This window comes from Sphingobacterium sp. G1-14 (genome assembly GCF_002196555.1).
Classification (GTDB): domain Bacteria; phylum Bacteroidota; class Bacteroidia; order Sphingobacteriales; family Sphingobacteriaceae; genus Sphingobacterium; species Sphingobacterium siyangense.
Map to the genome: position 1 here is coordinate 2,873,170 of NZ_CP021381.1, position 19,080 is coordinate 2,892,249.

At 43.0% G+C, this 19,080-nt stretch carries 14 protein-coding genes and 1 pseudogene; 10 read left to right on the forward strand and 5 right to left on the reverse strand.

What is annotated here, in order from left to right; genetic code table 11:
- Positions 1-20: 20 nt before the first annotated feature.
- From CBM24_RS11940 to CBM24_RS11955, 4 genes are all read left to right on the forward strand, one after another.
- Entirely contained in the window at positions 21-878 is an 858-nt protein-coding gene (locus CBM24_RS11940) for a hemin ABC transporter substrate-binding protein (protein WP_075992430.1), read from the forward strand.
- Positions 879-883: 5 nt separating this feature from the next.
- Entirely contained in the window at positions 884-1,915 is a 1,032-nt protein-coding gene (locus CBM24_RS11945) for a FecCD family ABC transporter permease (protein ID WP_232475773.1), read from the forward strand.
- Between the two features lie 33 nt (positions 1,916-1,948).
- Positions 1,949-2,740 carry a heme ABC transporter ATP-binding protein gene (locus CBM24_RS11950; protein WP_088161410.1) on the forward strand — a complete coding sequence of 264 codons (792 nt, stop codon included), beginning with the start codon at positions 1,949-1,951 and terminating at the stop codon, positions 2,738-2,740.
- A 91-nt stretch (positions 2,741-2,831) separates the two neighbouring features.
- Entirely contained in the window at positions 2,832-3,794 is a 963-nt protein-coding gene (locus CBM24_RS11955; RefSeq protein WP_075992433.1) for a helix-turn-helix transcriptional regulator, read from the forward strand.
- 29 nt (positions 3,795-3,823) lie between these two features.
- Here the strand turns inward: CBM24_RS11955 and pdeM are convergent, their stop codons facing one another.
- The 4 genes from pdeM to CBM24_RS11975 are packed head-to-tail and all read right to left on the reverse strand — an operon-like array spanning position 3,824 to position 9,561.
- Positions 3,824-4,492, reverse strand: a complete 669-nt coding sequence (gene pdeM / locus CBM24_RS11960) for a ligase-associated DNA damage response endonuclease PdeM (RefSeq protein ID WP_075992434.1) — start codon at positions 4,490-4,492, stop codon at positions 3,824-3,826.
- Positions 4,489-6,951 (reverse strand): ligase-associated DNA damage response DEXH box helicase, encoded by a 2,463-nt coding sequence (locus CBM24_RS11965; protein ID WP_198386102.1) that lies wholly within the window; start codon positions 6,949-6,951, stop codon positions 4,489-4,491. Before CBM24_RS11965 ends, pdeM begins: the two co-directional genes overlap by 4 nt.
- 22 nt (positions 6,952-6,973) lie before the next feature.
- Positions 6,974-8,554: an ATP-dependent DNA ligase gene (locus tag CBM24_RS11970; RefSeq protein ID WP_088161411.1), complete on the reverse strand. Its 1,581-nt coding sequence runs from the start codon at positions 8,552-8,554 to the stop codon at positions 6,974-6,976.
- An 8-nt stretch (positions 8,555-8,562) separates the two neighbouring features.
- Entirely contained in the window at positions 8,563-9,561 is a 999-nt protein-coding gene (locus CBM24_RS11975; RefSeq protein WP_088161412.1) for a ligase-associated DNA damage response exonuclease, read from the reverse strand.
- Between the two features lie 142 nt (positions 9,562-9,703).
- Here CBM24_RS11975 and CBM24_RS11980 point away from each other — a divergent pair, with 142 nt between their 5' ends.
- The 5 genes from CBM24_RS11980 (at position 9,704) to CBM24_RS12000 (ending at position 16,435) form a co-directional block, all read left to right on the forward strand.
- Positions 9,704-11,188 carry an ATP-binding protein gene (locus CBM24_RS11980; RefSeq protein WP_088161413.1) on the forward strand — a complete coding sequence of 495 codons (1,485 nt, stop codon included), beginning with the start codon at positions 9,704-9,706 and terminating at the stop codon, positions 11,186-11,188.
- Positions 11,178-14,780, forward strand: coding sequence for a response regulator (locus tag CBM24_RS11985; protein ID WP_088161414.1), 3,603 nt, complete (start codon positions 11,178-11,180; stop codon positions 14,778-14,780). Before CBM24_RS11980 ends, CBM24_RS11985 begins: the two co-directional genes overlap by 11 nt.
- Positions 14,781-14,793: 13 nt before the next feature.
- The gene (locus CBM24_RS11990; protein ID WP_088161415.1) at positions 14,794-15,165 is read left to right on the forward strand and encodes a response regulator; all 372 of its coding nucleotides are present in this window, start codon (positions 14,794-14,796) and stop codon (positions 15,163-15,165) included.
- Complete coding sequence (locus CBM24_RS11995) at positions 15,166-15,996, forward strand: CheR family methyltransferase (protein WP_075992440.1); 831 nt, start codon at positions 15,166-15,168, stop codon at positions 15,994-15,996.
- A 73-nt stretch (positions 15,997-16,069) separates the two neighbouring features.
- Positions 16,070-16,435: a response regulator gene (locus tag CBM24_RS12000; RefSeq protein WP_075992441.1), complete on the forward strand. Its 366-nt coding sequence runs from the start codon at positions 16,070-16,072 to the stop codon at positions 16,433-16,435.
- 142 nt (positions 16,436-16,577) lie between these two features.
- On the opposite strand, the gene CBM24_RS12005 is transcribed toward CBM24_RS12000, so the two are convergent.
- Positions 16,578-17,327: an NUDIX hydrolase gene (locus CBM24_RS12005; protein ID WP_075992442.1), complete on the reverse strand. Its 750-nt coding sequence runs from the start codon at positions 17,325-17,327 to the stop codon at positions 16,578-16,580.
- A 636-nt stretch (positions 17,328-17,963) separates the two neighbouring features.
- Between CBM24_RS12005 and CBM24_RS27730 the strand changes: the two are divergent.
- Positions 17,964-18,964, forward strand: a pseudogene (locus CBM24_RS27730) (glycoside hydrolase family 3 N-terminal domain-containing protein); the annotation flags it as partial.
- Positions 18,965-19,080: the final 116 nt, after the last annotated feature.

A 19,080-nucleotide genomic window follows, 5' to 3' on the forward strand; every position in this document is an offset into this window, starting at 1 on the left:
CATGGAGATAAAGAATTACGATGAGTAGATTTTATGTTGTTATACTGTGTTTTGTGATGCAAATCGGTGGATGGGCGACGGCACAGCAGAGAATCATTACGTTAAACAGTTCGTTGACCGAAACGATATACGGACTGGGAGTGGGCGAGCGCATGGTCGCTACCGATGTGACAAGTATATCGCCCAAAGCGGCTGCAGCCTTGCCGAGGGTAAGCAAGAATCGGTCGGTATCGGCCGAAGGTCTGTTATCTTTTAAACCAAGCATTGTTATTGCGAATGAAGGCGACGTATCCAAATCGGTCATTCAGCAGATTCGTGCGGCTGGTGTGAAGTTTGTCTCCATTAAACCAAACTATTCTGTTCCGGGTGCACTTCGTTACATCCAGGAGGTCGCAGATGCCGTCGGTGAATCTGCTGCCGGTAAAAATCTGGTTTCCCGCACGAAAGTAAGCTTGGATCATACTATGGAATTAGTAAAGAAGGAAAATCAGGGTAAAGCAGCACCCAAAGTATTGTTTTTATATGCCCGTGGTACAGGTACCATGAGTGTGGCAGGTAAGGGCAGTAGCTTGGATGCGATGATTAATCTGGCTGGTGGTAAAAATGCGGTCCAGGAATTTTCGGATTTCAAACCCTATACGACGGAAGCGCTGGTGCAGGCCAATCCAGATATTGTGTTGCTATTTGATTTTGGCGCGAGTAGTCTTGGCGGTGAGGATGCTATCCTCAAATTGCCGGGCATGCGTATTACGAATGCGGGTAAAAACGGCCGTATCTTGGTGATGAATGCCTCACTACTGGTAAATTTCAGTAACCGGCTGCCAGACGCAATCTTAGAATTGCACCGTGGATTTGGAAAAGTGATGGATTCAAAATAAAGCCGGTGCAAAAGAAACAGAAATTTATCCTATTGGCTTTGGGCCTGGTATTGGGTGTTGTAAGTATTGTTGCCTTGGGGATGGGGGCCTACCATATTCCGTCCGCTGATATCTTAACGATGTTGATGCAAAAATTGCACTTTGGGAGTGCCGAAGCTGTGCACAATATGCAAGGAGATGTTCTTTTTGAGATTCGTATGCCGCGTCTTTTGCTCGGACTTTTGGTGGGTGCAGCACTTGGTATATCGGGTGCTGCGATCCAGGGTATATTCCGCAACCCATTGGCAGAGCCAGGGTTGATCGGGATTTCTTCTGGAGCGTCCCTTTTTGCGGTACTGATTATTGCCTTTGAGACTTTTCTTTTCACCTCTTTAGCGGCCTGGATTGGATATTATATATTGGCTTTTGGTGCTTTTGTGGGCGCTGGTTTAACCGCTTTTTTGGTTTACCGTATCGCCAGTAAAAATGGTCGTCCAAATGTGACGACGATGTTGTTGGCGGGTATTGCCATCAATGCCTTTGCTGGTGCGCTGACGGGTTTGATGACTTATATGTCGACGGAGCAACAGTTACGTACCATCACTTTTTGGATGCTGGGCAGTCTTGGCGGGGCTACTTGGGATAACCTAAGGGCGTTGGCTCCCTTTATTTTGATCCCGGTGCTGATCTTGCCTTTTTTTGGAAAGTCATTGAACGCTTTTTCACTCGGGGAGTTGCAGGCAGATCTTTTGGGTATGCGTACCGATCGCGTCAAACGCTGGGTGGTTGTCTTATCCACGCTTTCTGTGGGAGCATCCGTTGCGGTGTCGGGCATTATTGGTTTTGTGGGATTGATTGTTCCACATACAGTTCGCCTGATGGGTGGGGCGGATCACCGATTTGTGCTTCCTGGTTCATTACTATTAGGGGCACTGGTGTTGACATTGGCAGACGTGATTGCCCGGGTCGCCGTGGCACCCATCGAATTGCCCATTGGCGTGATTACGGCTTTACTGGGTACACCGGTATTCTTGTATATTTTAATCAAAGATAAATAGTCTTTTGGCAGAGGCTTAAAAAATAATCGCATTATGCTACGTGTAGAGAAGATCAACTACGAAGTGAACGGACGAAAGCTCCTGAAGGATATTACCTTTCAGGTGCGCAAAGGGGAAATCCTGGCAATCCTAGGAGCCAATGGCGCGGGTAAATCGACGCTGATGGGAGTGCTTTGTGGTGAAAAAAAGCCGGATTCTGGAGCTGTTCATCTCAATGGCAAGGCACTGTCGGCATACGAGCCTGCGGCTTTGGCCAAATGCAGGGCTTTACTGAGTCAACAGCAGCAGATGACATTGAGTTTTAGTGTAGAAGAGATTGTGCTGATGGGACGGTATCCGCATTATAAGAATAGTCCGAAGCAACAGGACTATAAGATCGTGGCCGAAACCATGGAACTTTGTGGGGTATCTGCTTTTGCTGAACGGGATTTTTTGAGTCTTTCTGGTGGTGAACAGCAGCGTGTTCATCTTGCACGGATCCTAGCGCAGGTATGGGATAATCCGGATGCGTTGTTGTTATTGGATGAACCGATTTCAGCATTGGATCTGCACTATCAGCAGAAAGTACTGGCCATTGCACGGGCACTTGCCCGAAAAGGATTTATGGTGGTGCTGATTGTGCACGACGTCAATTTTGCCGCCATGTATGCCGATCGTATTCTGATGCTCAAAAATGGCCGAAAGCTCTTTCATGGTACCCCGGTGGAGGTATTGGCCCAAAAGGAGATCTATACCATCTTTTCGGTCGAGTCCAATGTCATTATGAATCCAAGAACATTGAAACCCTATGTTCAGTTGGAGGAAATGGATATTGACTTGGATTAACTGTGTTATTTAGAAAGGTTATAAATAATTTTAGAATACCATCTTATTTCGTTAATTTTAACTGCTTCAGGCTTATTTAGGATTTGTAATCATGTTGGTGAAAAGTAAAATAGTAGAGTTGGCAGATTGGCTTTTTGAAGAAGAAATTCCGGATGGCTATGTTCCCGACAAACCTTTGGTCGAAAATAGGATATCCATATCCAAAGATCCTGTCCATATGGAGAATTTTCAGCTATCGACTTCAGGATTGTTTATCTTGCATTCGAAAATGCAGTTTGATCGGCCAGTGCAGGTGCTTACGGAGATCGAGGGCGAGACCATAACCAGCCAGTTTATCTTTTTTAAGCCGACAGATAGCAAATTGCCTTACGGCATGAGCCGGCATAATATACGCTACATTCCTTCGGTCAAATCCATTCATGAAGTGGAACCTGGTATTGAATACACATATTTTATAGCCGTTATTTCCAAAGAGTATTACCTCAATCTGATCAAACGCGATTCGTTATTGCATCAGCAATTTGTGCATGAGATCGAAAAGGGAGAGTATGTGTCATTTTCGGAGGAGGATCTGATGGCAACCTACGAGATGCAGCATACCATAACTGAGCTGATTGAATCTAAAAAGAAAGGGGAGATCCGTCGATTACATACGGAGTCACGTGTTGTTGAGCTGCTGATGTATCAGTTTGAGCAATACAATGAGAAAACGGAAAGCAGTGATTCGCTCTTTCATGAGGAGGATGTGCAGCGACTGGAGATGGCGCGACAGATTCTTGAACAGCGTATTGCCAATCCACCAACGCAAAAAGAACTGGCAGCAGAGGTGCTGACGAGTGAAAGTAAACTACGTAAGGACTTTAAGGAATATTTTTCAGTGACCATTCACGACTACCTCACACGGGTGCGTATGGAAAAAGCCAAAAGTTATCTACTCGAAGATAAAATGACGGTTTATGAGGTGGCCCTGTTGACGGGCTATGGTCATCAGAATAATTTTAGCAGTGCATTTAAAAAATATTATGGGATCTCGCCAGGTGAACTCAAAATGTAATGGTGAATTCAAAATGTCATAAAACGTTTTTATAATCTGTTTTTTTGGATGGGAAAGATCAGGTCATCTGTGATTGCATAACATTGATACGCTGTAGATAATTCCTTACTGTCTAGCCCTGTAAACTTACTAAATGCAGGCAGGATAATTTGATGATCAGAAACCATAAAACAGGGTAAGCGTAACTGCCGTCTCGGTGGTATGACAATACTGACTCCTGGATGCAGATGGCCGCTAATCCTGAAGGAAGATTGATCTTCCGCATCGATGGGGTGGTGTTTAAATTGTATCTGCTGCAGTTCAAAGATTTCGTCATGTTGGTGAATGTTAAATCGATCGGTCATTTGTTTCGACAGGCGATCATGGTTTCCTTTGACCAAGTGGAGGAGAAGCGTTGGATATCTCGTTTTGAATTGTTCCAATAGTAGCACTTCTTGATTGATACCTGCATGAACCAAATCTCCAACAACAATAACCTGAACGGGCTGATAATAATCCACTAGGCGCTCGAGTCGATTGAGATCGGCTATTGTGGTATCCATGGGGATTGCAATACCGTGCTTTCTGAAATGTGCTGCTTTGCCAAGATGCAGATCGGACAGAATCAATGTTTTTTCTGATTTCCAAAATATAGAGCGTTGATTGTTAAGGATTAATTGCTGCTTATTAAAGGTAATTGTTTGCTCTTTGATCTTCATTTTCTACGTTTCTTTTTTTGCATGTTGGCCTTTTCCATCCGTTGGATACGCTCGATCAGTGCTTCACTCGACAGCGACTGCCGCAGGCTATCGACCTTGATCGGAAAGCTCAGTGGCGTGTACTCTTCGACAAAGGTATAACGTATTTTACTATTGTTTATCCTGTCGAATGCTTTTATTAAACGATATTCTTCCAATTGTTGGTTGAACACTTCGCTAAAAGCTTGTTTGAGGAGTAGGTTGCTCGGGTCGTGCTCCATTAATACCTTGAAAATAATTCCGGATGAAGCCTGTAGGGATTTATTGTTTTGCTGTGTACCCGGATAATTTTGAACCACCAATCCCGAAATGACAGCAATATCTCTAAATTTACGGCTGGCCATTTCTGCGGAGTTGATGCTGCTGATAACATCTTCCATCAGATTTTTACGGCTCAAGACCTCTTCGAGCTGTGATTGGCTCAGTTGGATGTCCTTGTCGGAATAGAGTTCAAAACCATAATCATTCATCGCCATAGAGAAACTGATGGGGTACAATTTGCTGATGCGATAGGCGACGAGCGCTGCCATGACCTCATGGATCAGTCTACCCTCCAAAGGGTAGAAAAAGAGATGATGTCCTTCTCTTGTTTTGATATGTTCGACAAGAAATTCCGCTTCGCTAGGCACGGCCGAAAGTTCGGTCTGTTTTTCGATCAATGGTGCCAGGAAATGAAGCTCTTTTTCACTGGAAGGAGCTCCTGTTGCTGCAGCCAATTTTTTACGAAGGAAATGGCTTAAATTGGACGATAAGGGAAGTCTACCCCCGAGCCAGCTTGGAGTAATGGCTTTACCCGACGAGTTTCTTACGAATACGGTCATTTCCTTGACCATCACAAGTTCCAGGACGCGTCCCGCAAGAATAAATCGCTCGCCTTTTTTGAGTTTACTGATAAAATATTCTTCGATCATGCCGATATAACCACCGGAGAGGAACTTCACGCGCATCATGGCGTCCCCTACAATAGCGCCTATATTGAGTCGATGCAGAAGTGCCAGGCGACGATTTTTGATGATCCATTTACCTTCTTCATCTTGGATAACCTTGTGAAATTCTTCGTAGCGTTTGCCAATTTTTCCCCCTGCGGTAATAAAATACATGCACCATTGCCATTCTTCCTGATCCATATAGCGAAAGGCATGGGTATTGGCGACGATCGCATGCAGTTCTTCCGAACGAAATCCCCCACCCAGGGCGATGGTTACCATGAATTGAACAAGCACATCGAAAGTTTGAACCATAGGGTCCCGGTTTTCGATCGTCTGCGTTTTTACAGCCTCCTTCAGTGCGGCGACCTCGATGAGCTCCAGGGAGTGCGTAGGGACGAAATAAATCGTAGAGGTTTCGAAAGGGCTATGGCCGCTTCTTCCAGCGCGTTGCATAAACCGGGCTACACCTTTACTCGAGCCAATCTGGATGACTGTATCAACGGGTTTGAAATCTACCCCTAAGTCCAAGGAAGAGGTCGACACGACTGCTTTAAGTTTGCCGCTGCTGAGATTATCTTCGATCCATTCGCGGATATTGGCATCAATAGAGCTGTGGTGTAAGGCGATTTGTCCGGCAAAATCTGGATGTGCCTGTAAAAGGAGCTGATACCACATTTCGCTTTGGCTGCGTGTGTTGGTAAATAGGATTGTGCTTTTGCTCTGGAGTATAATGGGGACGACCTGGTCCGCTAGGTTGCCACCGAGGTGTCCTGCCCAGGGCAATAGTTCCACTTTGCTGGGGTAAATTGGTTTGATCGCTATCTTCTTTTTCTCTTTAGCGGCAATTTGGATACGTTTTTTTTCTGTTGGCAACAGAACCTCCATAGCTTCCTCGAGATTGCCTATGGTGGCAGTGATCCCCCAAACGCGCATCTTTTTATAGTGCGATTTGAGGAAGGCGAGCGCCAGTTCGACCATAACACCACGTTTGTTGCCCATCAGTTCATGCCATTCGTCCACCGTGATACACCGGAGATTTTTGAAATACTTATCCCGTTGTTTTTGTGCGAGCAGCAAATGAAGACTTTCGGGAGTGACGAGCAGAATATCGGGCATCGATCGCGTCTGTTGCGCTTTTACTTTCGGATTGGTGTCGCCATTGCGAACCTGAACGACCCAGTCCAGCCCAATATCGTCTATGGCCTTTTGCATTGCTCGTGCAAGATCTTTAGCCAATGAGCGTAAGGGTGTTACCCAAAGTAGCTTCAAACCCTTTTGGTGCTGATCCGGGTTATTAAGAAAGTCTATCAGTACCGCCATAAATAACGAAAAGGTTTTTCCAAATCCTGTTGGTGCAATAACTAGTCCGCTATATCCCTGCGCGTATTTCTCCCAGGCCTTGGTCTGAAAGCTAAAGGGAACATTTCCCTGGGATTCGAAATAATTGTTGACAATTCGAAATCCTTCACTATGTGCTATCTTCTCGTTCACGCTGTTTTATCGTCTCAAATTTTTATTGAATCAATTGTTTTATATCGTCAAGGGTGTCGATCTCTGCCGCTGTTTTGTCCTTTCGCCAGCGTAAAATCCTTGGGAAGCGTAATGCTACGCCAGATTTGTGTCTTTTGCTGTATCCTATCCCTTCAAAGGCAATCTCAAAGACAAGTTCGGGTCTAACCGTGCGGACGGGGCCAAATTTCTCCAGTGAATTTTGTTTGACAAACCGGCTTACTTCAAGGATTTCTTTGTCTGTAAGTCCCGAATAGGCTTTAGCGATCGTGACCAACTGATCTCCATCTTTTACGGCAAAGGTATAATCTGTGTAATGTGCACTCCGGCGACCGCTACCTTTTTGTGCGTAGATGAGTACAGCATCTATACTCATCGGATTGACTTTCCACTTCCACCAGCCTCCTTTTTTGCGACCGGCGTAATAAGGTGAATCCATTTTCTTGAGCATGATGCCCTCACTGTTAAGCTCGCGTGCTGCAGTTTGGATTTGTTGAAGGGCTGTCCAGTCCTCGGCATGTATCAACGGTGATAGTTTTAATACGGTACCCGGATTGGCTGCATAAAGTTCTTCCAGCTGTACACGCCTGTATGCAAGTGGCTCCTGGCGGAGATCTATTCCATTCAGTTCCAAGAGATCATAAAGGTAGATTGCAATAGGTACTTCCTCACGCAAAGCTTTTGGGATTGTTTTGCGATTGATCCGTTTTTGTAGTTCGGAAAAGTTAAGTACACGGCCGTCTTTAACAGCAAGAATCTCTCCATCGAGCACAAAGCTTCCGCTCCATTGACTGAGGGCTGCAGTAATTTCGGGAAACTGGGCTGTAACAAGTTCTTCCCCGCGTGACCAGATGTGTATGTCTCCGCTGCGCTTGATAAGCTGGCCGCGTATTCCATCCCATTTATATTCGACTTGCCATGTTTTAATTGACCCTAGTTCTTCCGGTTCTTTTTCAATAGGATAGGCGAGGCAGAAAGGATAAGGTTTGGAAAGATTGGTATCACTATACGTTCCATGAATAAGTTTTTCAAATTCGACTTCATGTGGATTCCAATCGCCCATGATGCTGTGCGCTACCGCACTCGCCTCAGTACCTGTATATTGAGCAAGGGCATTGATTAAGCCTTTTGCTGAAATGCCCAAACGGAAGCTTCCGCCCAGAAGTTTGTTAAAAATAAAGCGCTCGACGGTGCTTAGCCCGTTCCAGGATCGAAGAACGAAAGCTTTTTTCTCTGCAATGGATGCATTTTGTAAGGCAATGATTTCATCCATCCAGTCGCTAAGGCTTTTTTCTATCAGTTGCGATGCCGATGGCAAAAGTAGAGCCAAGGTTTCGGATAGATCACCTACGGCAGCATAGGATTCAATAAATAACCATTCGGGAATTTCTGTTATTTCTAAAGTCCAGGTTTTGAGGTCTTTAACCGCTATACTCCGTTTCGGTCTTTTCCCCGTCATCAAAGCGAGGAACCAAAGTTTATCTTTGTCAGAGGCTTCCCTGAAAAAATGCAAAACAGCCTCTTTTTTCAAATTGGTCTTGTTGCTGCTGTCGAGAGCATGTATCAATGTTGCAAATTCTTTCATAAGCTATCTTAAGTCGTTTGGACTTGGGGATCTTCTTCATCACCATACTGTGTGGTGACCTCTTCCGCTTCAATGCCGATTTCATTGAGATATTTGGCAAAGGTAGCTGTTTGCCCATGGGTCACATATACTTTTTCGGCCGAACTGCTACGTACTGCCTGCAATAAACCTGACCAGTCGGCGTGGTCACTGATCGCAAAACCAGCATCTGCGCTGCGCCATCGTCGCGCCCCACGGATTTGCATCCAGCCCGAACAGATGGCATAGGCAACATTGGGTATTTTTTGAAGGAGCTGGCTGTCCAGCAGTGCTGGCGGAAGCAATACAATCTGCTTGTCTAGTTCTTTTGGAGCTGATTTTACTTCCGCAATCTGATAGGGTGGTAGTTTTACACCTGCCTGGCTGTAGGCCTCATTTAATTTAGCAATACTGTAATGTACATATACTGGACCCATTTCATGTACAGCATTTAGAATACGCTGCGATTTTCCAAGCGAATACCCTATAAATACGGATGTCTTATGATTGCTTTGGTTGTTCTTAATCCAAGATTGCAGTCGTTCATTTTGTACCGCTACAGACTCCCATCGATAAATCGGAAGACCGAAAGTACTTTCTGTAATGAGCTCATGGCATTTCATCGGTTCAAATGGTGTACATAAGCCATCCTCCTGAATTTTGTAATCGCCAGTAAATACGACGACTTTACCTTTATACTCCAGGCGAATCTGGGCAGAACCAATGATATGTCCGGCGGGGTGCAGGGAAACTCTGACACCATTGATGTGGACAGGTTCATTGTAAGCGATTCCCTGGATTTGAATATCTGGACCGATCCGGCTCCGAAGTATATTGACTGTGAAATGATGACAGAGGTACTTCTTCATTCCCCAGTGGGCATGATCTGCATGGCCATGAGAAATAACAGCCAAATCAACAGGCTTCCATGGGTCGAGATAAAACTTACCGGGAATGCAGTATATGCCTTTTGATGTAAAACGTATCATATTTGTTAAAACAGGCTTTGACAGACTAAAGTTTTACTTATTTCATGCGCTTTTTTTTGCCAGCGGTTTTCCGTAATTCGATTGGTGGTATTCAGTTAATTTTTTTAGATTTGTTAACCTTGATGCTAAGTTTTAATACACTATGATATTAATTGTTGATGATAATCCGGATAATATTTACTCTTTGCAAAAATTACTGGAATCCAAAAATTTTAAAGTTGATACCGCTCAATCAGGGGAAGAAGCTTTAAAAAAGATCTTAAAATATAAATATGCATTAATCATATTGGATGTTCAGATGCCAGATATGGATGGCTTTGAAGTCGCTGAAAATATAGCGGGATTTAGCAAAACAAAGGAAACTCCGATCATATTTTTGTCTGCTGTAAATACGGATAAACGCTTTATCACCAAGGGTTATGATTCGGGTGGATTGGATTATGTGACCAAGCCTGTGGATCCCGACATCCTGATGTTGAAAGTTAAGACATTTTATCGGCTGTATGAACAGACCCAAGCGCTTAAAGATATTCAACAAACTTTAGAACTTGAGGTAGAACGGCGCAAGCAGGCACAGCAGGAACTGCGGTCTAAGGTGGACTATTTGCATACGCTTTTGGAGTCTTTGCCTCAAATTGCTTTTACCTGTGACAGTGCAGGAAATATTGATTTTGTGAATGGTCGCTGGTTTCAGTTTTCTGATGATGCCTCAAAATTCCCACAGATCTATCCTGGCGATCAATCAATCGAAAAAGAGCTTCAAGCGAGTCTTCGTTCTGGAGAACCCTTGGAAATGGAAGTACGTATCCAAAGGAGGCCATGTGGGGAATACCTATATCAGCTTTTGCGTGTGTGGCCAATTTTGGAGAATGGAGCGAGTAAGTGGGTCGGGACTTTTACAGATATCGATGCACAAAAAAAAGCGGAAAAGGAAAAAGATGAGTTCCTGAGTATCGCGAGTCACGAGTTGAAAACACCTTTAACAAGTATTAAAGCCTATATGCAATTGCTCGACCGTAAACTTAAGCTGGAGGAGGAAAGTGCTGAGGCAAAGTATGTAACCCGGGTTCAGGGCCAAGTTGACAAACTCAACAGTCTTATTTCTGATCTTTTGGATCTGTCAAAGATCGATAATGGGAAGCTGCTGATCAATAAAAAGGTATTTTCTCTCGAGCATATGGTCAAGAGTGCCGTGGACTCCATTGTTCAAACGCATGACCAAAGCAGTATGAAGCTTCTCCGGCAAGGGGATATTACGGACGTACAGATTTATGGTGATGAGATCCGTCTAGAGCAGGTGTTGGTTAATTTTTTGACGAATGCATATAAATATGCTGCTGGAACTGAAAAAGTAATTGTTGACTGCTCTATTGAAGACAGCAACGTGAAAATAAGTGTAATAGATTTTGGGATCGGCATTCCAGAAGAGAAGCAAGGTGATGTGTTTGAGAAATTTTATCGTGTGGAAGAAACGTCGTTCGATTTTCAGGGGCTTGGGATAGGACTTTATATCTGTGCTGAAATTATTCGCGCCCATCATGGAACCATTGCTGTGGAAAGTTCGGGTGGACAAGGCGCGACATTTTATTTTACCTTACCTTTAAATTTACCTCTAGATGCCAAATAGTAAGACACTCAATAATCTAACGGTCGGAATAGGTTTTTCCTTAGTCATATTGCTGATAAGTTCTACTGCATCTTATGTTGGTATTCAGGAACAAAATAAATACCGTGAGGAGCTTGGTGTGACAAGGAAGATTATCAGTACATCCAATAATTTACTCAATGCATTACAAGGAGCTGAGACAGGAAACCGGGGTTTTCTTCTGACCGGAAAGGAAAGCTATTTAGAACCTTTTAATAAAGCATTAGAAAGCTTGCCCACAGAATTAAAGGCTATAGAGACGCTGACCAGGATGGATCCGGTGCAAAAAGTTCGTGTTGATAGTCTGTTAACTGCTGCGCAATGGCGAATAGAAGTCTTAAAGGAGGCCGTCGCTACTAAAAGAAACGGTGGTGTGGTTAGCTTGGCTCAGTTGGATGTTAGTAAATCGGCTATGGATAAATGTCGCACGATTATTAATGACATTATCCAAAATGAAGACGATACAATCAATCAGAAATCTACCAATCTGGACAATTCGTCGTTTATCACGACACTTTTTATCGTTATCAGTGCATTGCTTTCTCTCATTATTACCAGCTATTTTTATTTCAGGTTACGGGCAGATTTCAAAAAGCGCGCTTTGCTAGAAAAATCACTTCGTGACAAGGATGAAGCGATTTCAAGACGATTAAATCTCGTTCAAAAAATAACCAATCGCATCGCATTGGGGGAATATGACGTCAAAGCAGAAGAGGTAGAGGATGATGATTTGGGAGCAATAGCCAAATCGGTCAACCGAATGTCCAAATCGTTGAAGAAATCTTTTGACCAACTTAAAGATAACGACTGGTTGCATGCCGGTTATGCAAAACTCTATACTGGGTTGGTGGGGAATAAGAGTGAAGAAACGATTGCGGTCGATTCTATCAAAACCCTGATCGGATATATGGGGGCTGTTAGTGGTGCAATCTATATCTTTAATAATGAAAGGTTGGAGCTGGCAGGAACGTATGGACTGGATAAACAGGTACAAAAATATTTTTTACCTGGCGAAGGATATATCGGTCAGGTATTTACGGATCGTGAACCAAAGACCTTGAATAATTTAAATACGGCAGACTATCTCGTGAGTTTTGCCAACGGAAAAATCAATGTACCTCATATTCAGCTTTTACCAATGCTGGTTGATGATCAGGTGCTGGGTGTATTGGAGGTTGGTCAAATGGAGAGTTTTACTGCAGTGGAAAAGACATTTTTGAGTGAATGTTCCCGACAGATTGGGATTGCACTAGTTTCAGCAAAAGGAAGGGCGAAAATCCAGACCTTATTGGAGGAAACACAGGTGCAGTCTGAAGAGCTATTAACCCAACATGCCGAGCTTGAAAGCTTAAATACTGAATTGGAGGCGCAAACATTGCGTTTGCAATCTTCGGAGGAGGAACTTAAAGTGCAGCATGAGGAACTGATGCAGTCCAATCAAGAGCTGGAGGAACGCTCGCGTTTGCTTGAGGATAAGAATCTGATGATTGCGGAACGGAATCAGGAGATCCAACAAAAAGCTGAGGAGCTGGCGCTAAGTACCAAATATAAGTCGGAATTTTTGGCTAATATGTCCCATGAACTTCGTACGCCACTCAACTCGATCTTATTATTGTCGCGCTTATTGTCCGAGAATGTGGAGGAAAATCTGAATTCAGATCAGATTGAGTCAGCCAAAGTTATACAAAGTTCGGGGACAAGTTTGCTCACCTTGATTGATGAGATTCTGGATCTTTCCAAAATTGAATCGGGTAAGATGACTTTGGATTATGCGTCTTTGAACCTGAATGATATTTTGGCGGATTTGAATAGTCTGTTTTCGCCTGTTGTACAGGAAAAGGGTTTGATTTTAAAAACGAGTATCAGTGATTCGGTCAATCTAAGCTTTCAAGGTGATCGTTTGCGGATAGATCAAGTACTACGGAATCTAATTTCTAATGCCATTAAATTTACCAAAGAAGGCGAAGTACGTCTTGAAATCTATGAAGACCCAGGCGATAGTGATCGATTGGTGTTCGCTGTAGTCGATTCGGGTATTGGTATACCACTTGAAAAGCAGAAAATTATTTTTGAAGCCTTTCAACAAGCTGATGGCTCAACCAGAAGGAAGTTTGGTGGTACTGGATTGGGGCTTTCCATTAGCCGCGAAATCGCGCGCTTACTCGGTGGAGAAATCCGGTTGGAAAGCGAAGTAGGCAAAGGCAGTACGTTTTTGTTTATTATTCCGAAGTCGAAAGTTGAAGTCAAAGAGATATTGACCAAGGAGCAGCAATTGGTTGAGGAGATATCTTCGGAAGTAGAAGAGGTCATTGAGATTGTTAAAGAAGATAGCTATAATCCGGTCACGATTAGGATCCCGGAGGAGATTCCAGATGATCGGGATACGGTTGTAGAAGGGGATAAGGTGATTTTGATTGTGGAGGATGATATTAATTTTGCCAAGGCACTCTTGAAATATACCCATACGCAAAACTATAAAGGTGTAGTTGTTGTTCGTGGTGACCATGCACTTCCAGCAGCCCAGAAATATCACCCAGTTGCTGTTTTGCTCGATATTCAATTGCCAATTATGGATGGATGGGCTGTCATGGATCAATTGAAGGGCAATAAGGCTACGCGGCATATTCCGGTTCATATTATGTCTTCGCTTGAGGTGAAGAAAGAAAGTTTATTAAAAGGAGCGATCGATTTCATTAGTAAGCCTGTTGCGTTAGAACAAATGACTTCGGTATTCCAAAGAATTGAATCGGCGTTAAGCCGTTCGCCTAAGAAGGTGCTTATTGTTGAAGAAAACCCAAAGCATGCAAGTGCATTATCTTATTTCTTAAGTAGTTTTAATATATCACTTGAAGTAAAAGATAATGTAGAGGATAGCATTACAGCTTTACGTACAGCGGATGTGGACTGTGTGATTTTGGACATGGGAGTACCTGATGAAATGGGCTACCATACGTTGGAAGCAATCAAACAACATGAAGGACTGGAGAACTTGCCGATCATTATCTTTACAGGCAAGAATCTGTCCAAGGCTGAAGAGTTGAAGATTAAAAAATATGCAGACTCAGTTGTTGTAAAGACGGCTCATTCCTATCAACGGATTCTGGATGAGGTAGGCCTGTTTCTTCATTTGATTGAGGTTAATAATTCAGACGACGCTAGGAGGAAGAACAATGGGCTTGGAGCTCTGACTGACGTATTGAAGGGCAAGAAGGTTCTTGTCGCTGATGATGACGTTAGGAATATCTTCTCGATGACCAAAGCATTGGAGAAATTTCAAGTGAAGGTAATTCCCGCGATGGATGGTAAAGAAGCGTTGGAAGTATTGATGTCCGGAGAACCCATTGATATTGTACTGATGGATATGATGATGCCTGAGATGGATGGTTATGAAACGATTAAGAATATCAGACAACATGCGGACTATGCTAGATTACCAATTATCGCTGTTACGGCGAAGTCGATGATCGGGGATCGTGAAAAGTGTATTCAGGCAGGAGCTTCGGATTATATCTCGAAGCCGGTGGATATCGACCAACTCTTGTCTTTATTGCGTGTGTGGTTATATGAAAATTGAGGACAACTGATATATGGATCAGCATAAGGTAATATTAATTGTGGACGACGATCAACGCAATATTTTTGCATTGCGTTTGACGTTGAAAGCTAAGGGATATCAGGTGTTGAGCAGCACAAGTGCGAGCGAGGCTATTGAGATCTTGGAGGCGAATAAAGGTGTGGCGTTGATATTGATGGATATGATGATGCCTGAAATTGATGGCTATGAGGCGATTCAGCTAATTCGCAATTCGAGTTTTATAGGCAAAATTCCGGTTATTGCCGTAACAGCGCAAGCGATGAGTGGAGATCGGGAGAAATGCTTGGAAGCTGGAGCCCAGTCTTATGTCTCGAAGCCGATTGATGTCGATAAATTGATGGGTGAAATTGAACGGTTAATTTAAATGTTGGGCTATAGTATCATAAAAGACCATGAAATAGATATTTTGCTTGAAGATATCTATCGAGACTACGGGTATGATTTTTTGCAGTATAGCCGTGCCTCGATGAAGAGGCGGATTAATCGGCTTATGACGAATGACCGTTTGGCAAGCTTTGCTGAACTTCGCTTTGTATTAAAGGACAATCCTGCATTTTTGCAGCACTTTGTAGAAGAGATTACCGTTAACTTAACCGAAATGTTTCGGGATCCTTTATTCTTTCGTCAGCTACGGGAGGAAATTCTACCACAATTGGGTACATACCCGTTGATCCGTGTGTGGATTGCTGGTTGCTCCACAGGAGAGGAAGCTTACTCGATGTCCATTTTGCTAAAAGAGGCCAATTTGTATCACAAGTCATTGATATATGCAACGGATATTAATCCACGGGTACTTGATATTGCCCGGAATGGTGTATATCCATTGAGCCAGATAAAATCTTTCTCTGAGAATTACATAGAATCTGGAGGAAAACAGGATTTTTCGAAATATTATACAGCAAATTATGAATGGGCGAAATTCAATGCCGATCTAAAGCAAAAAATGATTTTATCTACCCATAATCTGGTATCTGATACCTCATTTAATAGCTTTCAATTAATCCTTTGTCGCAATGTTTTGATCTATTTTAATAAGGACTTGCAAGAGCGTGTCTTTAAATTATTTGATGCGAGTCTAGAAAATTTAGGATATTTGGCATTAGGTAGTAAAGAAACCATACGATTTTCAGGTATTCAACATAACTTTACACCTGTAGGGGATCAAAAAATTTGGAAAAAACTTTATACCTTATAGGGGGGGGGGCAGGCAGACGTGAATCATTTTGTGTCTGATGTAAAACAATGAGGGTATACATAAACTATTTTATATGAGTAAAGCAAAAACGGTATTGATATTTGAGGACGATACCATTATTTTGGAGGTTATAACGGTTGTTTTGACAGATTTAGGGTTCCATGTTGAAGTTTCCGAAACTTCACATGATATTATCCAAAAGGTGGAATCTGCAGAGCCTGACCTTATCTTAATGGATAACTGGATTCCAAACATAGGTGGTGTTGAAGCGACTAGATTGCTTAAATCAGATAAGCGTTTTAGCCATATTCCCGTAATATACGTATCGGCAAACAACGATATTCAATCCCTAGCAGATCGTGCCGGAGCGGATGATTTTTTATCTAAACCTTTTGATTTGGAAGATTTGGAAAATATTGTCAATAAATATATTGTATAGATCAATTGTAAAGGTTGGACTTCTGTACTGCGCATTCAGTTTCTTGCGGGTTAGTTTAGCCGATGGTAGAATGTTGGCCTATGTCAGCGTTGACTAGGCTGTAGTCTATTATAAATTTGGTGTCAAAGTATTGGTGATTGTACTACCAGGTATTTAAGCCTTCCTGTAAGATATTATTATAGGTTGCCACATTGAACTTATAGAGGTCGGGAGCTTTATGGGCTCCACCTTTCCGTTGTTCGTCAAGTTTTTGAAGGATACCCATATTTTTCATTTTACGATAAAAATTGCCTCGGTTAAGTTTTTTACCAAGTACTGTTTCATAGAGCCCTTGCAAGTCGGACAGTGTAAACTTGTCTGGTAGTAAATTGTATCCTATTGGTTTGTAAGAAAGCCGTTCGCGAAGAGTCCGAAGAGCCTTGCTGATGATTTTGCGGTGGTCCATGGTGATATTAAGTTCAGTGATGTCCTTAAAGTCGATCCACTGGCAGGTCTCACTTAAGGAATCAGGTTGAGGAACAACATGTTTGTAATTTACCAGCGCGTAGTAACCAATTGAAATAAAACGCTGTTTGTTCCACAGTGTGTCGGGGTAATCCGCAAAGGATTGCTGGCTGCGCTGTGGGTTTCCAAATACAGCAAATTCTTCCAAGAAGATATCCTTTACACCCGAGCGTTCATAAAGTACACGTTTGACCGCTTCGTCAGTATCCTCCTCTTTCCCCACATAACCTCCAGGAAGAAACCACTCTTTATTGTAGTTCATTTTTAGTAAAAGGATTCTCAAAGAACCTTGATCGAAGCCAAAGACGACGGTGTCTACAGAAATGTGAGGTAGAAATTTTTCATAACTCTCTGCCGATGCGTTAATAATCTGTGTTCTGAAATCCATGTACTTTCTGTCTTTGGGTTAATATTACAAAAAAATATCGCAATGGGAGGCAAGTTGGCCGATAAAAGTCGAACAATTCCTTGTGTCAAAAATTACATTAGGGGCTTTTTTGTTAAATCAATAGATTGATAGTTAGCTTTTTGTGTTATTTCGTTGATTTTATTTTGTATTTGAACAAAAAGGTTGTACAATTGTATTGCTTCATAAAGAAGCAATACAAGTAACTGATTATAACGTATCAAGCCAAATGTTTTTATTGCCGATAAGGCGAACGTTTTGACTACGAACTCATTTATTAAAATAACAGATTATATGAACGCAAGGAAACTACTATTCGCTTCATCTTTCAGTCTATTTTTAACGTTTTCGGCACAAGGCCAGGTTTATCAAAAGATTGAGAATAAATATGGTCCTGTATTGGGTTATTCGACAACTTCGGGAGTGAAGATCCTAAGCATTGCTGGAAATAAATTTAAGGATCTTAATCGAAATGGGAAATTAGATCTTTATGAAGACTGGCGTTTGACACCAGAGGAACGTGCCAAAGATCTCGCCTCAAAATTATCTATTGATCAGATTGCTGGGCTTATGTTATACAGCAGACATCAAGCTTTACCAGTACCGGCCCTTGGATTTATGGCTGGCACCTATCAAGGAAAAAATTACCAGGAAGGTCTTGTTTCACCTTGGGCCCTGACCGATCAGCAGCGCGAATTTCTGGAGAAGGATGGGCTTAGGCATATCCTGTTAACGGCAGTAAAAGATCCGGAAACCGCTGCCCGCTGGAATAATGAGTTGCAGGGTTTTGTGGAAGGGTTGGGATGGGGTATCCCGGCGAATAATAGCTCCGATCCACGTCATAATGCTGTTGTCAGTGCGGAGTTCAATGCAGGGGCAGGGGGGCAAATTTCGATGTGGCCGGATGGACTTGCGATGGCGGCGACATTCGATCCAGCTATCGTTAAACGTTTTGGGCAAGTGGCGGCTTCGGAATATCGATCATTGGGCATCACGACGGCATTATCGCCACAGATAGATTTGGGTACCGAGCCGCGTTGGTACCGCAGTTGACCACAGCCATGGCCAGAGCTTATATTGATGGCTTTCAGACATCGAGTGGAAACGACGAAATTGCCTTAGGCTGGGGGTATAAGAGTGTCAATGCCATGGTGAAACATTGGCCCAGTGGAGGGCCTGAGGAAGGTGGTCGGGACGGCCATTGGGCTATTGGAAAGTTTGCGGTATATCCAGGTGATAATCTGAAGCAACATATTATTCCATTTGTCAATGGAGCTTTCCAGTTGACTGGAAAGACGAGCAAAGCTGCCGCAGTTATGCCCTATTATACGATTTCTTTTGGTCAGGACAAGAAGAATGGTGAAAATGTGGGAAATGGTTATAGCAAATATTTGCTTACCGACTTGTTGCGCGGCAGCTACGGTTATGATGGTGTGATCTGTTCGGACTGGCTGATTACGGGAGATGAAGCGCCTAAGCCAGATGGATTTGCAGGTAAACCCTGGGGGGTAGAACAGCTGTCGGTGGCAGAGCGTCATTATAAAGCATTAATGGCAGGTGTAGATCAATTTGGAGGCAATAACGATAAGGCTCCTGTTTTGTCGGCCTATGAACTGGGTGTCAAAGAGCACGGACAGAAATTTATGAGACAACGGTTTGAGGCTTCCGCTAGAAGGCTTCTGTTAAATATTTTCCGGGTAGGACTCTTTGAAAATCCATATTTGGATGTCGAGGA

Excerpts from the sequence above, each read along its gene's own strand:
- CBM24_RS11970 (WP_088161411.1), bottom strand. The coding sequence starts at position 8,554 with ATGAAAGAATTTGCAACATTGATACATGCTCTCGACAGCAGCAACAAG.
- CBM24_RS11955 (WP_075992433.1), top strand. The coding sequence starts at position 2,832 with ATGTTGGTGAAAAGTAAAATAGTAGAGTTGGCAGATTGGCTTTTTGAA.
- pdeM (WP_075992434.1), bottom strand. The coding sequence starts at position 4,492 with ATGAAGATCAAAGAGCAAACAATTACCTTTAATAAGCAGCAATTAATC.
- CBM24_RS11995 (WP_075992440.1), top strand. The coding sequence starts at position 15,166 with ATGTTGGGCTATAGTATCATAAAAGACCATGAAATAGATATTTTGCTT.
- CBM24_RS11985 (WP_088161414.1), top strand. The coding sequence starts at position 11,178 with ATGCCAAATAGTAAGACACTCAATAATCTAACGGTCGGAATAGGTTTT.
- CBM24_RS11980 (WP_088161413.1), top strand. The coding sequence starts at position 9,704 with ATGATATTAATTGTTGATGATAATCCGGATAATATTTACTCTTTGCAA.
- CBM24_RS12005 (WP_075992442.1), bottom strand. The coding sequence starts at position 17,327 with ATGGATTTCAGAACACAGATTATTAACGCATCGGCAGAGAGTTATGAA.
- CBM24_RS11975 (WP_088161412.1), bottom strand. The coding sequence starts at position 9,561 with ATGATACGTTTTACATCAAAAGGCATATACTGCATTCCCGGTAAGTTT.
- CBM24_RS12000 (WP_075992441.1), top strand. The coding sequence starts at position 16,070 with ATGAGTAAAGCAAAAACGGTATTGATATTTGAGGACGATACCATTATT.
- CBM24_RS11950 (WP_088161410.1), top strand. The coding sequence starts at position 1,949 with ATGCTACGTGTAGAGAAGATCAACTACGAAGTGAACGGACGAAAGCTC.
- CBM24_RS11990 (WP_088161415.1), top strand. The coding sequence starts at position 14,794 with ATGGATCAGCATAAGGTAATATTAATTGTGGACGACGATCAACGCAAT.
- CBM24_RS11940 (WP_075992430.1), top strand. The coding sequence starts at position 21 with ATGAGTAGATTTTATGTTGTTATACTGTGTTTTGTGATGCAAATCGGT.